The 15008-nt window shown below is 42.7% G+C and carries 16 protein-coding genes; all 16 read left to right on the top strand.

Going from position 1 to position 15008, the window contains the following annotated elements; genetic code table 11:
• Positions 1-3: 3 nt before the first annotated feature.
• The 16 genes from ABUE30_RS04445 to ABUE30_RS04370 all read left to right on the top strand — a co-directional run bounded on the left by ABUE30_RS04445 (position 4) and on the right by ABUE30_RS04370 (position 14797).
• The gene (locus tag ABUE30_RS04445; protein WP_408622455.1) at positions 4-543 is read left to right on the top strand and encodes a GNAT family N-acetyltransferase; all 540 of its coding nucleotides are present in this window, start codon (positions 4-6) and stop codon (positions 541-543) included.
• A 240-nt stretch (positions 544-783) separates the two neighbouring features.
• Positions 784-1158 (top strand): GNAT family N-acetyltransferase, encoded by a 375-nt coding sequence (locus tag ABUE30_RS04440; protein WP_408622541.1) that lies wholly within the window; start codon positions 784-786, stop codon positions 1156-1158.
• A gap of 31 nt (positions 1159-1189) precedes the next feature.
• Positions 1190-1918: an HAD family hydrolase gene (locus ABUE30_RS04435; RefSeq protein WP_408622454.1), complete on the top strand. Its 729-nt coding sequence runs from the start codon at positions 1190-1192 to the stop codon at positions 1916-1918.
• A gap of 5 nt (positions 1919-1923) precedes the next feature.
• Positions 1924-2406, top strand: coding sequence for a GNAT family N-acetyltransferase (locus ABUE30_RS04430; protein WP_408622453.1), 483 nt, complete (start codon positions 1924-1926; stop codon positions 2404-2406).
• Positions 2407-3130: 724 nt separating this feature from the next.
• Positions 3131-4162, top strand: a complete 1032-nt coding sequence (locus ABUE30_RS04425; RefSeq protein WP_408622452.1) for a S66 family peptidase — start codon at positions 3131-3133, stop codon at positions 4160-4162.
• A 39-nt stretch (positions 4163-4201) separates the two neighbouring features.
• The gene (locus ABUE30_RS04420; protein ID WP_408622451.1) at positions 4202-4762 is read left to right on the top strand and encodes a nucleotidyltransferase family protein; all 561 of its coding nucleotides are present in this window, start codon (positions 4202-4204) and stop codon (positions 4760-4762) included.
• A 60-nt stretch (positions 4763-4822) separates the two neighbouring features.
• Positions 4823-5305: a tetratricopeptide repeat protein gene (locus ABUE30_RS04415; protein WP_408622450.1), complete on the top strand. Its 483-nt coding sequence runs from the start codon at positions 4823-4825 to the stop codon at positions 5303-5305.
• Positions 5306-5359: 54 nt separating this feature from the next.
• On the top strand, positions 5360-5791 hold the full coding sequence (locus ABUE30_RS04410; RefSeq protein ID WP_408622449.1) for a GNAT family N-acetyltransferase: 432 nt from the start codon (positions 5360-5362) through the stop codon (positions 5789-5791).
• 67 nt (positions 5792-5858) lie between these two features.
• On the top strand, positions 5859-6263 hold the full coding sequence (locus ABUE30_RS04405; RefSeq protein WP_408622448.1) for a GFA family protein: 405 nt from the start codon (positions 5859-5861) through the stop codon (positions 6261-6263).
• A 320-nt stretch (positions 6264-6583) separates the two neighbouring features.
• Positions 6584-7297, top strand: coding sequence for a glutathione S-transferase family protein (locus tag ABUE30_RS04400; RefSeq protein WP_408622447.1), 714 nt, complete (start codon positions 6584-6586; stop codon positions 7295-7297).
• 553 nt (positions 7298-7850) lie between these two features.
• Positions 7851-8768 (top strand): alpha/beta hydrolase, encoded by a 918-nt coding sequence (locus tag ABUE30_RS04395; RefSeq protein ID WP_408622446.1) that lies wholly within the window; start codon positions 7851-7853, stop codon positions 8766-8768.
• 277 nt (positions 8769-9045) lie between these two features.
• Complete coding sequence (locus ABUE30_RS04390; RefSeq protein WP_408622445.1) at positions 9046-9777, top strand: SDR family oxidoreductase; 732 nt, start codon at positions 9046-9048, stop codon at positions 9775-9777.
• A 163-nt stretch (positions 9778-9940) separates the two neighbouring features.
• Positions 9941-10303: a VOC family protein gene (locus ABUE30_RS04385; RefSeq protein ID WP_408622444.1), complete on the top strand. Its 363-nt coding sequence runs from the start codon at positions 9941-9943 to the stop codon at positions 10301-10303.
• 322 nt (positions 10304-10625) lie between these two features.
• Positions 10626-11492 carry a hypothetical protein gene (locus ABUE30_RS04380; protein ID WP_408622443.1) on the top strand — a complete coding sequence of 289 codons (867 nt, stop codon included), beginning with the start codon at positions 10626-10628 and terminating at the stop codon, positions 11490-11492.
• Between the two features lie 888 nt (positions 11493-12380).
• Positions 12381-12722 (top strand): carboxymuconolactone decarboxylase family protein, encoded by a 342-nt coding sequence (locus ABUE30_RS04375; RefSeq protein WP_408622540.1) that lies wholly within the window; start codon positions 12381-12383, stop codon positions 12720-12722.
• Between the two features lie 479 nt (positions 12723-13201).
• Positions 13202-14797: an ABC-F family ATPase gene (locus ABUE30_RS04370; protein WP_408622442.1), complete on the top strand. Its 1596-nt coding sequence runs from the start codon at positions 13202-13204 to the stop codon at positions 14795-14797.
• Positions 14798-15008 lie beyond the last annotated feature (211 nt).

The following is a 15008-nucleotide window of genomic DNA, read 5'->3' as shown; positions in this document are numbered from 1 at the left end:
CATATGGGGATGGAAACACAGCGATTAGTGCTCCGGCAATGGCGGCGTGATGATTATGCACACTATGCAAAGCTTAATGCTGATCAGCAAGTGATGCGTTACTTTCCCACAACTTTGTCTAAGCAGCAAAGCAATCTACAAGCGCAACGCATTCAACATCTCATTGCTGAAAATGGTTGGGGTTTTTGGGCTGTTGAGCTCAAATCAACGGGTCAATTTATTGGATTTGTTGGATTGCATCGCCAAGCTGAAGACAGTGGTATTCCGAATGCTCCGTTTGTTGAAATTGGTTGGCGGCTAGCCGCTGAATTTTGGGGCGAAGGGTATGCGCCAGAAGCGGCAGAAAAGGCACTAGAGTTTGCTTTTAACACACTTGCTGTGCCTTGCGTTTATGCGTTCACTGCATTGGCCAATATACCCTCTCAGCGGGTGATGGAAAAAATTGGGATGGTGAATACCCATCAAGACTTTAATCATCCCCAACTCGCTACGGGGCATTGGCTAGAGCGCCATTGTTTGTATCAGATGACGCGCAGTCGCTAGATGGAACGCTCTTGTCGCATCGATGGATTCATGTAACTCACTGTGATTGTGATGATTACGGTTTGACATGAATACCTGTTATAGCCAAGATGACCGATACGATTTGGTTTTGTTAGTAGCGGTGCAATGCAGTACTCTGTGACAAGCACCTGTAGAATTAAAGAGATTTAAATCAGATGATTAGAACAACATGATCTAGCAGCGCTTAACACAATATCGACAGAGGCTATTTTGCAATCGGTGCAAGCTGCCCCAGAACTTAAACAGGGTATCATTGCCGATACTCACGCTCATATTGGCATCGGTCTATCAAGTCCTGAACATGTATTTCTCAAGTCGGTGGGGCCCGAGGGGCAAATCCTGGGGTATATTTTGCTTCGCAACGCTTGGAATTTATCCGACTTATTTATCGACCCGAAAGCGCAGGGTAGAGGGTTGGGAAAGGCGCTTTTTTTTGCGGCCTTGTCACACGTGCAAGCGCGTGATCATCGCGGTTATATTCGCGTCAACTCGTCACTGAATGCGGAGGCGTTTTATCGTAAACTCGGTTTTGAAAGTTTCACGATCGACAAGCCATATCCCAATTATGTGGTGCCACTTATTCACTACTTGTAAACTTACCAATGAATAGAAGTGTTCATCGATCATGATTCGAGCCATTTATTTTGATTTAGACAATACGCTGGTTGATCGAGCTGCTAGCATCGGCCAATTCGCACAATCATTTGTGTGCCATTATGCGCATCATTTATCCCTTATCACCGACAAGGATGTATCGTCACTGATCCGAAGTATCGACCAGGGCGGTTACTTACCTAAAACGTCACCCTATCAAAAAATTTATACAGCGATCGGTTGTGAGTTAAGCGAGCATTTACCTTGGAATAACTACGTTTCTGCCGAAGAAATTAGCGCTTATTGGCAAAGCGAGTTTCCTCAGAGTACAGTTGAAATGGATGGGGCAAAAGCACTGATCGAACGCCTAACAGCAGCGGGTTATTATGTGGGTATTATTTCTAACGGTGCTGAGAAAAGTCGTCAACAGACATTAAAATCGACAAGCTTTGCGCACTTGATTCGCGAGTTGGTTAGTTCGCAAGCGTTTGGTCTAAAAAAACCAAATCCTAAGATATTTATAGAGACAGCCCGGAATGCAGGCTTTCGACCCGACGAGTGTCTATATGTCGGCGATCATCCAGAAAATGACAGACAAGCTGCTCTCAACGCAGGAATGAGCGCGGTTTTACTTTCAGGGTTTCATCCAATGGCTGATGCGGTTCAGGGCGGATTATCGATTGAGCATTTATCTGAGTTAATCAATGTACTGAACACGCTTGTCCATCCTTTAAGCGATGTAACGGTTAATTACCGATGAGCCAAATGAGAATTGTTGAGCCAACACAAATTAATAATGATGAATACGTCAAATACATTCAAGCTTGTTGGGATGAACAACTTGAGTACTATGCGTTTGCCATCATCGATCCAAATGCATTTTTGGAAACACTCATTGGTCATGCCAAAGGTCTATATTTACCAGAAGGCTGGGGGGCGTATTCCACCTACTTTTGTGTATCAGACGGTGAAATTCAAGGCGCAATTAGGGTGCGTCATCAATCCAATGACTATATTGAAAATGAGATTGGACATATTGGCTACGAGACGCGCAAAACATGTCGCAGAAAAGGTGTGGCTAAGTTTCTATTGATGCATGTTAAACAGCATGTATTAAACGAGCCCGCTTATATTATCTGCCGTGCTGATAATATCGCATCGCGTAAAGTGATCGAAAGCAGTGGTGCTCAATACATCGATAGCCAAGGTGAGGGTGAACACCAGCGACTTCGATATCAGCTCAATTAGTCATCCTAAAGAGATTAAACACGGTGTGCTAGCGGTATTACATTCAAACCTGAATGGATCAGGGCGTATTTGCCAGAAACAACCAGAGTCTATGTAGCTGAAGGTAATGAACAAGCGTTAGCGTTTTACGAGGGGCTTGGTTTTCGTCACCGATTCCATGTGCTTCAGTTAGACGAGTAAATTTTATCTGCTTTTACGAATAACCTAGCAATACGCATATGGGTGTGCCAGTCGCGCGCAGCATGATGTTTCGAGATGGCTTATTAAGACTTCTCAGACCTAATCTGATCGTGACCGTATGTTGAATCAACATCTGTCAGTTTAGATCTGAGCTTAATTCTTTGCTACCCAAATCGCTTTTCCATCGGACTGCAACATGCAGCAGATTGCGCGGTACCAACCCACCTTAAATGTCCAACTTTTTGACGATAATGGGCATTGGTCACATCCGGAGCGTTTGACAACGATGTGGCGCATTCGTGCAAGCTGTCTTGCAGAAAAGGTAGTTATCTGTATGCGATAAGTGTACGTTTAACTGCGTTTTTTTACAGTTTAGCTGTGTTGATATACATGTGTTTATTTGTTTTTATGATGGATAAATCGAGCCGATATAAACAAATTTTGTGTCACGCATGACTATTGTTTGCAGCCCATGAGAAGGTCGCATGGCTACTGGTTCATTAATCAGACGACATACAACTATATATTGATAGGAGCAATTATAGTGATTTATCCAGAACCACTTCGGCCCGGAAGCCGAATTGCCATTACGGCATTTTCTACGGGGATTGAACCATGTCACGAACGCCGTTTCGCGGAAATTGTGCGGACGCTTCAGGAGCGAGGTTATGATGTGATTGTTGGTGACTGTCTGAAAGGTCAGCGTAAACATGTCAGTGCGCCTAAAGAAGTGCGTGCAGAGGAGTTAATGCGGTTTCTAACCGATGATCGTATTGATGCGATTGCCCCGCCTTGGGGCGGTGAATTGGCGATGGAATTACTTCCACTATTAGATTTTAAGCGGATTGCCCAATCAAAACCTAAATGGTTATTTGGGTTTTCAGATGTCAGTACATTGAGTGTTGCTATTCATTCGATACTTGGATGGGCAAGTGTGCATAGCTCGAATCTGATGGATTTAATCTCTACGAATACCGCCCCCCTTATTGCCAACACCTTGAACTACTTGGAAACGCCAATTGGTGGGGTTTTCGAGCAGTACAGCTCAGATAAGTACACGATGACTTGGCCGAAAATTGATCGTGATCCGTTGGCTTTTGTGGTGGGTGAGAGCCCAACTCAGTGGCGATGGTTGAACAAATCAAAGTCGGATGAGTTTATCTCCGGACGCTTAATTGGCGGATGTTGGGATACACTCATTCATTTGTTCGAAACGTCTTTTTTAAGTTTATCGACGTTGAGCGCAACGTATGAAGAAGGCGTACTTCTCTATCTTGAAAATGTTGAAATGAGCCCATGTGATCTGGTTCGTGCGATTCACAGTATGCAGTTCCGCGGTGTATTTGATCATATTAATGGCTTGATTTTAGGTCGTAATTTTAGAGCCGACAGCGATAATGATAGTGATCTGACATACCTTGAAGTGCTTAACGAGCATCTTGCTAATAAAAACATTCCTGTGATGTATGATGTTGACATTGGTCATGCTCCGCCAAACTTGACGCTGATTAACGGTAGTGTGGCGCGCCTTGGGATAGTCGATGGCCGCGGCACGATCACGCAATGGTTAGTATAGTCAATGACAAGTGAAAACCGATTAAATAAGGGGATGTGCATGGACGAACAAAAATTAGTGGCTACCATCGCCGACATTCCTGAAATGATGGCGTTGCTTAGCATTTTACAAGAGATGGAACTGCCTAATCATTATTTGGCCGGTGGGGCTATCACCCAGGCCGTGTGGAATTGTCAGCTTGGTCATGCGCCACTTGACCAAATTAAAGACTTTGATGTAGTTTACTTTGATCGTGCGGCTGACAATGCCGAGCTGCACTATGAACAGCAGATACACCAGATCAGGGCGTTTGATCGACCGGTTGATGTTAAAAATCAAGCCAAGGTCCATCAATGGTATGGGAAAAAGTTTGGCTCAGATATTGCGCCACTGACTGAAACTGAAGATGGGATCCGGATGTGGTTGCCATGTTTTGCCGTTGGTGTCAGGTTACAAAATGATAGCATGCGAGTTTTCGCTCCCTTTGGGCTTGATGATCTTGCCAATATGATTATCCGGCCCAATAAAACGGCGATGAGTGAAGATAATTACAATGCGATGAATCGACGCTACCAAACACGTTGGCCAAGCCTTGTGATTGAGCCGTGGTCACCAGTCTAAAGGCGGTTCTTGGGCGTCCATATGGGTGGATTAGAGTTGTAAGTAAGCAGGGCTTTTAAAATGGATTCTGTGATCAAACAAGCAATTGACTTGCGCCAAGCTGGATTATTTGAGCAATCTCGAACGCTGCTGACAAGTTTACTGAATGACGAAAGCTATCGGGCAATTGCGCATTTACATATTGCTTGGTCGCACGATAACGAGGGCAGTGAGCAGCAAGCTATTGTGCATTATCTTGAAGCCTTGCAAGGTACGCTCACTATCGATCAGCGATTTGATGCTTTATTTGGTTTGGCGAGTACCTATCGAAGTTTAGGGTGTTACACAGAGGCGCTGGCATACTTTGAATATACTTTGAGCGAGTATCCCGATGCTCTAGAAGTTCAGCCGTTTTATGCAATGTGTTTATACAATGTAGGCCGGCATAAACAAGCGACTGCTTTGTTGCTGGAGCTATTAGTTGCAAGCAGCGACTGCAAGGCGATTAAACGTTATCAACGTGCCATTTTATTATATGCGCAAGATCTAGATAAAATCTGGTAAAACGAACTTGATAACAGTATGTTAATGGGGTGTTGACAGCCGATTGGAGAACATATGGACATTCATTTTTTAACGAAAGATTCAGATTATTCAGCAGTGCTAGACGTTTTGCTGCAATTGCGAACCGGCTACGATATGGAAACTCTGTCAGCTCAAGTCGATAAACAACTTTCAAGTGGTTATCAAGTGGTTTACGTGAAATCTCCTGAGGGCGTATTAGCGGTTGCAGGTTTCACCGTGAGTGAAAAATTGGCGTGGGGTAAGTCTATCTACATTGATGATCTGATTACTCATTCAGCGCATCGTTCACGCGGTGTTGGTCAATTTATAATGAATTGGTTTAAAAATTATGCAGTGCAAATTGATTGTGACCAAATTCATTTAGATTCAGGCGTTCAACGCTTTGCCGCGCATCGCTTTTACCTGCGTGCAGGATTTAATATCGCCAGCCATCATTTTTCAATGGTGGGACTAAAAAATAGCTAATCGGCATTTCGCGTCACTTGTGTACTGGTTCGGATATAAGGTTGATGAAACATTAAGGGATAAAACGATGATCAAAATGGTTGGCACAACACCCATTCAGCTTAAGCATAAGGCAACCTGTCACTGCGGGGCTGTTGAGTTAGAACTTACGCTACCTAATGGGATTGAGAATCCAAGGCGTTGTGATTGTTCGATCTGTCGGCGCAAAGGCGCGATTGTGGCGTCAGTCAAACTGGATGGGATCCGTATTGTTAAAGGGCAAAATGCCTTAAAACTGTATCAGTTTAATACCCAGACCGCGAAACATTACTTTTGCTCCCATTGCGGGATTTATACCCATCATCAACGCCGTTCTAATCCAAGCGAATATGGGTTTAATGTCGGCTGTTTAGAGGGCGTGAACCCGTTTGATTTAGGTGACGTTGTGACCAATGATGGGGTAAACCATCCCGCTGATCGTAGCACGAAGTAGCACCAGTTATTTTTATCTAAAAAGCGAGGAGTTGTTCGCAAGTTTGTTTCTCATTCAAACAATCTGAGATGTTTATGCCAGCTTAATGTGGCGTTCGTGACTCATCTAATAATAACTTAGCTAACACGGTTTATTGAGTAACTGTTTTTGTGTCAGTGGAAAATGTGCATGGGTTATGTGGGTATCGTGTTATCAACTTATTTCACCCGTATTTTGGTAGTGGTTGGTATCGGCGCATGTATGGGAGGCGCGTGACTTGGCGGTTGTGGTGTTCATCAAATTTTAGGTGGCGCATTGGGTTGACTTACTCATTGAACTAGGTGTCTAGCGATGTTTTTCAACCCATTAGTCAGCATGTTAAATATGAGCGGTTACAAAAAGAGGTAAGTCCATTGAAACTCTACGGAAGAATCACATCATTTAATGTTCAAAAAATATTATGGTTTCTCGAAGAGCTCCAGATCCCTTATGAACATGTCGAGGTGGGTGGGCGATTTGGCGGTTTAGATACTGAGCAATTTAAAATGCTCAATCCGATGCAAAAAGTTCCTGTGCTCATCGACAATAACCAAGCCATTTGGGAATCGCACACCATTTTGCGGTATCTAGCGGCAAGTTATGGTGGGTTGGATTGGTATGTCGACAACGCCTATACGCGCTCGCTTTATGAGCGCTGGCAAGATTGGTCTCAGGTCACGTTTCAACCTGCATTTATGGGCGTATTTTGGAATTATTATCGGATGCCCCCAAGCAAAAGAAACATGGAAGCCGTCAATCGCGAATTAGACAAATGCCAACAGTGTATCGGGTTAATTGAACAGGCTTTAGCAAAGAGTGAGTTTTTGGCAGGCACTTCAATCACACTTGCAGATATCTGCGTCGGCGGGGTCTTTTATCGTTTGACCACTCAAGGGCTGGAAATTGAATTACCAGCTCATGTGAGTACGTGGTTTGAGGCGTTAAAAACCCGTCCTGGCTATAAGAAATGGATTATGAGTGATTTCACCGACCTGCAAGGGCGTGAAGACTTTTGATATAACCTAGGAATTAACGAGAATATAGCTAATGGCCGTCTTTTTGCTACTGCCTTCTAAGCATAAAACGGTCATTCAGTATGTCCATTATTCAGATGTTATACCTCAAAACAACACAAAGACGCCATTGATGAGGATTACCAGAAATTTGTCGTGTAACTTAATTCAATGGAGAGCCTTGCCCAAAGAGTAGATGGTTCGAACTTTAAGTCGTATGCCGAATGATGAAATTTTCCAGGGGGTATATCGGCTAACAGCAAGGAGGGAATAGGTGAGATGTTGAATGTTCTTTCTTCTATCCACGATTCTGCTGGTTATGTGTCCATTGAAACAGTGATTTAAGTGCTTTTTTGAAAAGAAAATACTGCACTTTAGCCAGAGGGATGAGGCTAACGTGACGGTGTCTGAACATTACAAGAGGTACTTGATTTAAGGCTTTGGTGAATACAGCCTGTATGTTTACGTACAAAAATATCAATTTTTACTGTGTTTATATACATGTTTATTTTTTAGTTTTATCATTGTTGGCTTATCAATAATGAGGGCCTCAGTTGTGATTAACCATCTAGAATTAGGAATAAGAGAATTAGTTAAGGGCTTTATCGATGCAGGGAAGCCTTGTCCTTCTCTACAAAGTATTAGCGATAGAAGAAAAGGGTATGCTTCTAGTGCGGTTTTAGCAGGTTCAAGCCCGAGTATGGCTCAAGAGTTTGTTGATGAATTAAATGGCATTCAAGTCAAAGTTTACAAGCCCACCAATCAGAGCCACTTACCTGTCACAATTTACTTCCATGGTGGTTGTTTTATCAGTGGTGGATTTGACACCCACGATCAGCAGTTAAGACAGCTTGCCCAATACTCTAATAATTTAGTTGTCTGTATTCAGTATCGCTTAGCTCCAGAATATTGTTATCCCGCCGCTCATGATGATGCCTATCGGGCCGTGTTGAGTATCAAAGAATTTGGCCATCAATATGGCGGTGACACAAATAACATCACATTTGTGGGTGATAGCGCAGGCGCGCAATTAGCTTTAACTACTTGTTTACGTTTAAAGACGAAACAATCATGGTTGCCTAGAAAACAGATACTCATATATCCGATGCTTGATCCTGAAGGAAAGTCAGATAGCTATATAGCTAATGGCACAGATTTTATCATTACAGCCAATATGCTGCTTTCTGGTTTTAGGTTGTATATCGGTGAGTACGCCAGAGTATTAGATAATTCTGAGCTTAACCCTCTAGAAAAAGCTGATTTTGTAGGGCTGCCACCTTCCTACATTATTACTGCTGAATTCGATCCCCTCAGAGATGAAGGTGAAAAGCTATATCGGTTATTAATTTCGCATGGAGTAGAGGCCTATTGTGAGCGCTACCTTGGCGTTATTCATGGCTTTTTTCAGTTATCAGGGGTCAGCGCATCGGCAAGGCGTTGCATAAAAAATGTTGCCCATGCGATAAAAGCCTGAGCATAATAATATAAAGCACATGCATACGGCGGATGCCGGATTGGCTTATTTTCTGCAATACTAGCCTTAGTTGTAAGTAGAATCCATCGCTTAGTCAGCGCGTCTTTAAGGACGTGGTTGAGGCATTAACAATATTCTGAATAAAAAATATATTTGATTATGATCTTGGCGGCGCATATTGGCTTAATTTAGTTTTTTGGAATATGGGTTGTTAGTGGTTTTATTACCCATTAAAGTCACGGGATTGAATTTTTCTAAATAAGTGATAGGAATAGATATGAGTCATGTTGTGATCGTCACTGGCGGCGGCCGAGGTATTGGTGCAGCTACATCTAAGTTGTTAGCTTCAAGAGGCTATCTTGTCTGTGTGAATTATCGCTCTAATGCACAAAGTGCAGAGGCAATTGTGAGTGATATTGTTGCATTAGGTGGTCAGGCCTTTTCGTTTCAAGCCGATGTGTCTGATGAAAATGAAGTGATTGCGTTATTTGATGCGGTTGAAAAAACACTCGGAAATGTCACCCACTTAGTCAACAACGCAGGCATTCTTTTTACCCAATCTAGTTTTGTTGATATTGATGTCGAGCGATTTAATCAAGTCATGTGCTCGAATGTTACAAGCTGTTTTCTTTGTTCTCGTGAGTTTATCAAGCGCAACCACGCTACCGGTTCGATCGTCAATGTCTCATCAGCTGCTTCTCGCTCCGGTGCGCCATTTGAATATGTTGACTATGCGGCTTCTAAAGGTGCGATGGATTCACTGACGAAAGGTTTGTCATTGGAAGTTGCAGCACAAGGCATTCGGGTTAACGCCGTGAGACCTGGGTTCATTTATACAGATATGCACACCGATGGGGGAGAACCGAATAGGGTTCATCGCTTAGCGCCGCAGATCCCATTGCAACGTGGCGGCCGTGCTGATGAAGTCGCGAATGCAATTGCATGGTTATTATCTGATGAAGCATCTTATGTCACAGGCTCTTTTATCGATTTAGCCGGTGGCAAGTAGTTTGAGTCGATTATAGTGAATCCGCATTAAGGTGGTTGTGATGTGTCGTTCATGGTTTTGCGAGCCTGTCTCTTTTCTATGGCATCTTAACGGCTAACCGATGTAGTGATAAGAAATTCCAACTATGGATCTGCCTAGAGCATGGCATAACAAGAGGTATCTGATGAAACCAGTTGCTGTATTGATTCACGTTCCTGATGTTCAATTAGGCTTAAAGTGGTATCAAAAGGCGTTCCCTATGGCGAGCGTTTGTTATTTAGAAGAGTTTGATTTTACCGTCTTAAGCATCGATGGTTTCTCTCTTGAAATTGTTCAGGCTGATGAAAAAGTAAGTGCAGGTAAATGTGGCAGTGTTTTATATTGGTCATTCAAAAATTTGAATGACGCATTAGCGCATTTCAATAAGCTGGGCGCGAGGTTATATCGCGGACCTTTAATGATCGAAAATGGCTTGGCAATGTGCCAAGTCGAAGATCCTTTTGGTAACTTAATTGGTCTTCGAGGAAAACTAAATTCCACTTATTAATGGGGAAAGATAGCGTTTACCTATTGGTAAAGCGCATGCTGCATTTATTCTGTTTCTCTCAACTGATGATGTGTTCACATAGTAATCATTAGCGTTGCCGTGACTCTTTTATTTGGCGTATCATCCGTGATCTGAATGGTGATGCTGCTGCAATTAGGCAGGGTAATTATCTGCATATCGAACTCAGTGGACTATTTATTCATGTAGATTTATTCAAACACTATATTCCTGACTGTATTTTTGCTACTTATTGACCCTAGCTGCGGGTGATGCGACATTGTTATTTAGACTAAATCAGCAGGATAACCTTGATAGGATGAATATGACGCTATTAATTGAACAGGGTATTTTAGCGCTTGCCAATGTTGCAGTGCAACAGAGTGATGGGTGGTTTCAAGGGCATGTCGGGGCGTCTATCCTCGCAGGTGTGCAGCTACTAGAGAGTAATCAGTTACCCGAGCGTGCCGCAAGAGCGCTGAAAGCTCGATTAGAGCAGCACCAAGAAAACCATCCAGCACTATTTGAAGTGCTTGAGCCCAGCCCTCTGGCCACTGATTTTAGTTCGATTGTCAGTGCAATTGAGAATAATGCGCAGCAGTTGAGCCGTTCAGGACATGGCGTGATCTATGGAGCATTATTTTTAGAAGCGATTGCTAAGTATCACATCAACGTTAGCCAGCGAGCAGTCGCTAATATTGCCCAACTATTAAATAATTGTAGCGTTGATAATTGGGCGCGATACTTCGGATGCAGTGACTATCGCCGCTTTACTGCAAAAAATGCTCATGAGTTGGATCTGCTGGCGCTGTGTCGCAGTGCGCTGGAGCGAAGTACAACCGATGTGTACTACAGTTCTGGTGGGTATTTTTATACCGGTGAGCGCATTCATAGTGTCACCCATGCGCATGCCATTCTATTGCTTGATCAATTAGGGTATTCGGCGCTGGCTCAGCAGGCCTCTGAGCAATTAGCGCTGCAATTGGAATTGAACGATTTGCGCCCAGAGTCTGGTTTAACGTTAGCGGCGCCGCGCCATTTTGATTTAACTGATGCCACTATTTGGGAAGATGATTACAGTGATGAGCATCAAATTAAGCTCGCATATAGCTATTCACAACTCAGTCAGATGTTGTCAGAATCCATTGCACCGTTGGATAATTTATGGGGCGCAGTTTGTAATCCGCAGTGATTGGCGATGTGCTGCAATTTTGCTCATCGAATGAGCCCAACATATAATAGCTTGGGTTGGCTAAATCGTCAGGATTCTAGACTGAGAGGTCGCTTTAAGTGTATGAATGTAAATATCAAAAAAATAGATATACGACTAGGCAGTCTTATTTTTTCAAATAACCACTTTTCATTATATAAAGTTAGTTATTAATTGGTCTCGATGTGGTTATAAATATATAATTAATTAAACTATTGGAGATGAATTCTAATTTAATTTAATGAGTAAGGATGGATGTGCCATAATCTTGTTTGTAAAGTGTAAATGCTTTTTTGTTATTTGAAATGAATGAGCATAGTTAAAAATAAAAATTACGGCATTGCTTATGGATCGTCTTATTTAGATAAGCGTTTGTGGGCATTTTAAACCGTCAATATTGTAGACTTTTTAAGTCGTAGGAGGTTTTTTCGATTTGTATCTATTTGGCTACAGCTTTGTGACTTGTGTTGCGCCAAATCGTTTAATAGATAAATGGGTCACAGTATCCAAAGCTCTTTGGTTGAGCGGATGGGACATTTATCTTTGTGTTGTATATTTTTGAATTTAAACATATCTAAGTGACAGGGCATGGGCTTTTTTCGCGCTATTTGCACTGGGATGGCTTAATGCACTTTAGGGGAATGGTGGGGGAGCTAGTTAAAGCCCATTGTTTCTCGAGCAGATAACAGATCTGACCACGTAGTCGCTTTAATCCATATTAACTATAAAGTGCAACTTTTTTTAATACCCTTCATTGGTCATCGTCGGCAGTGTTCAGTTTTGTTGCAGGCTCGCTGTTGTGGAGCGTGCTTTGTTAAATTAATCAGTGTAATATATTAGTATATTCTAATGTATTGTGGAATGAATGCCGTGAAAAATTATAAAGAGATCAATACCGAACAAAATACCTTTGCTCGCGAATACAAAAGGTCATCGCCTGTTATGCTCGATAGTTTTATGGCGATGCACAAGGCTGCCATGCAAGAAGGTGCACTATCTAACAAGCTCAAAGAGCTGATGGCTTTGAGTATTGGTATTGCTGCACGTTGTGATGGCTGTATTGCTGCTCATACGAAAGCGTCAATCCAAGCGGGCGCAACAAGACAAGAATTGATCGAAACTATCAATGTTGCTGTCATGATGGGGGGCGGCCCTTCTCTTGTCTACGGTACACAGGCGTTGAGTGCAGTGGACGAATTTTTAGCAGAGTAAAGTGAATGTGCAAAGTGGGTCTTGACTGCAAGGGTTATCGCTAGATAGATAGCTTTATTTGGTTGAGATTCACATTGCGGCATTATTCATTTGATGATAAAAGTTTCAATATATTCAATTATATATATGGATTATTGGGTGGTCTATCCATAAGCTATGAGCTGTATATCATTTCGTCTAAAGGTGCTATCCGCAATCGGTCATCAAGATTAAATCCCTTCAGCCGCCCTTATTGTTCCTTAACTAAGTGCAAATAAAAAACAGTGTGATGGCAACATCGTGAATGCGACATAAACCCATTGAAAATAATAGCTTTTTACCCTTGCAGGTGACTTTAGCGCAAAATAGAGCGAATAGATTGTTATTTGATCAATGTTCAAAACCTGATGTAGCGCACAAAAACTGGTAATATGTCGCCATTCGAAAAGTTGGCGCTTAGCCTGCTTTGTTTTTGTTTACTACCGACTTGGAATTTTTTTGTGCTAGCAACTGCAAACATCACCATGCAATTTGGCGCTAAGCCATTGTTTGAAAACATATCGATCAAATTTGGTCATGGCAACCGTTACGGCCTTATTGGCGCGAACGGCAGTGGCAAATCTACCTTCATGAAAATTTTGAGTGATGAGTTAGAGCCTTCTGCAGGAACGGTGATGACCGATCCCAACGAACGGATTGCCAAACTAGGACAAGATCAGTTCGCTTTTGAAGAATATACCGTGATTGATACGGTGATTATGGGTCATAAGGAACTGTGGCGCGTCAAAGAGGAGCGTGACCGGATCTATTCATTACCTGAGATGTCTGATGAAGATGGCATGCGTGTGGGTGATCTAGAGACTGAGTTTGCCGAAATGGATGGCTATTCAGCCGAAGCGCGAGCAGGCGAGCTACTGCTTGGCTTAGGTATTCCAGAAAGTCAGCATTTTGGTTTAATGAACGCCATTGCCCCCGGTCTGAAATTGCGGGTTTTACTGGCTCAAGTATTGTTTGCTGAACCTGATATCATGTTGCTTGATGAACCGACCAACAACCTCGATATGCATACCATTGCTTGGTTAGAGCAAACACTGCAGACGCGTAATTGCACCATGATTATTATCTCGCATGACCGGCATTTTCTAAATACCGTCTGTACCCATATGGCTGATTTAGATTATGGGGAACTGCGCTTATTCCATGGTAATTACGATGAGTACATGATTGCCGCCGAACAGGTTCGTGAGCGCTTACATGCTGATAATGCGAAGAAAAAAGCACAAATTGCAGAGTTAAGAACATTCGTCAGTCGCTTCTCAGCCAATGCGTCAAAAGCCAAGCAAGCCACTTCTCGGCAAAAGCGTATGGATAAAATTGAGCTTGAAGAGGTCAAGCCATCCAGCCGTCAATCACCTTTTATTCGCTTTGATCAAGAGAAAGAGTTGTTTCGTAATGCTCTTGAAGTGAACCAACTCAAACAAGGTTATGGTGACAATATTTTGTTTGATGGTGTGGATTTGATGATTGAAGTGGGCGAGCGCATTGCGATTATCGGGAAAAATGGTATTGGTAAATCGACATTACTCAATACATTAGCCGGGGTGATGGCGCCGATAGCCGGTGAGATCAAGTGGTCTGAAAATAGTAATATTGGCTATTACGCGCAAGACCATGCGCATGAATTCGGTCAAGATATGAATCTATTAGATTGGATGGGGCAGTGGAAACAAGAAGGTGATGACGAACAGACTGTTCGTGGCATTCTTGGGCGCATGCTGTTTTCACAAAATGAAATCAATAAGTCGGTGAAAGTCATCTCCGGTGGTGAACAAGGCCGTATGCTCTTTGGTAAGTTGATCATGCAACAACCGAATATTTTGTTGATGGATGAGCCGACCAACCATATGGATATGGAATCGATTGAAGCGTTGAATTTAGCGCTTGAAAATTATAAAGGGACGTTATTATTTGTCTCTCACGATCGTCAGTTTGTTTCCTCCATTGCGACTCGGATTATCGAGATTACTCAAGATGGTGTGAGTGATTTTCATGGTTCATATGATGAGTATCTTGCTAAGCAAGGGCTTACTGGGTAGTTCATGAACGATTGAGGTTATCAAACATAGGGTGCGCGATAGTTGTTCGCGGTTATCTTTATGTTTTTCATCACGGCATATGAGTTATCTGTACGGATTTACAAGCCACCTTTTTAACAAGGTGGCTTTTTTATGGATTTTTGAAAGGCTTCTTAATTTTCTGCTGCAGTGTGCAGGCTAACCGGGCACAAATACCGTGATTGTCTTATGA

The organism is Celerinatantimonas yamalensis, from assembly GCF_046054155.1.
In the GTDB taxonomy this organism is placed as follows: domain Bacteria; phylum Pseudomonadota; class Gammaproteobacteria; order Enterobacterales; family Celerinatantimonadaceae; genus Celerinatantimonas; species Celerinatantimonas yamalensis.
This window is presented reverse-complemented; position numbering and strand designations above follow the sequence as displayed.

Bases quoted from the DNA above. Each gene is read 5' to 3' on its own strand.
- ABUE30_RS04445 (WP_408622455.1), top strand. From the start codon at position 4: ATGGGGATGGAAACACAGCGATTAGTGCTCCGGCAATGGCGGCGTGAT.
- ABUE30_RS04435 (WP_408622454.1), top strand. From the start codon at position 1,190: ATGATTCGAGCCATTTATTTTGATTTAGACAATACGCTGGTTGATCGA.
- ABUE30_RS04430 (WP_408622453.1), top strand. From the start codon at position 1,924: ATGAGAATTGTTGAGCCAACACAAATTAATAATGATGAATACGTCAAA.
- ABUE30_RS04420 (WP_408622451.1), top strand. From the start codon at position 4,202: ATGGACGAACAAAAATTAGTGGCTACCATCGCCGACATTCCTGAAATG.
- ABUE30_RS04415 (WP_408622450.1), top strand. From the start codon at position 4,823: ATGGATTCTGTGATCAAACAAGCAATTGACTTGCGCCAAGCTGGATTA.
- ABUE30_RS04410 (WP_408622449.1), top strand. From the start codon at position 5,360: ATGGACATTCATTTTTTAACGAAAGATTCAGATTATTCAGCAGTGCTA.
- ABUE30_RS04405 (WP_408622448.1), top strand. From the start codon at position 5,859: ATGATCAAAATGGTTGGCACAACACCCATTCAGCTTAAGCATAAGGCA.
- ABUE30_RS04390 (WP_408622445.1), top strand. From the start codon at position 9,046: ATGAGTCATGTTGTGATCGTCACTGGCGGCGGCCGAGGTATTGGTGCA.
- ABUE30_RS04385 (WP_408622444.1), top strand. From the start codon at position 9,941: ATGAAACCAGTTGCTGTATTGATTCACGTTCCTGATGTTCAATTAGGC.
- ABUE30_RS04380 (WP_408622443.1), top strand. From the start codon at position 10,626: ATGACGCTATTAATTGAACAGGGTATTTTAGCGCTTGCCAATGTTGCA.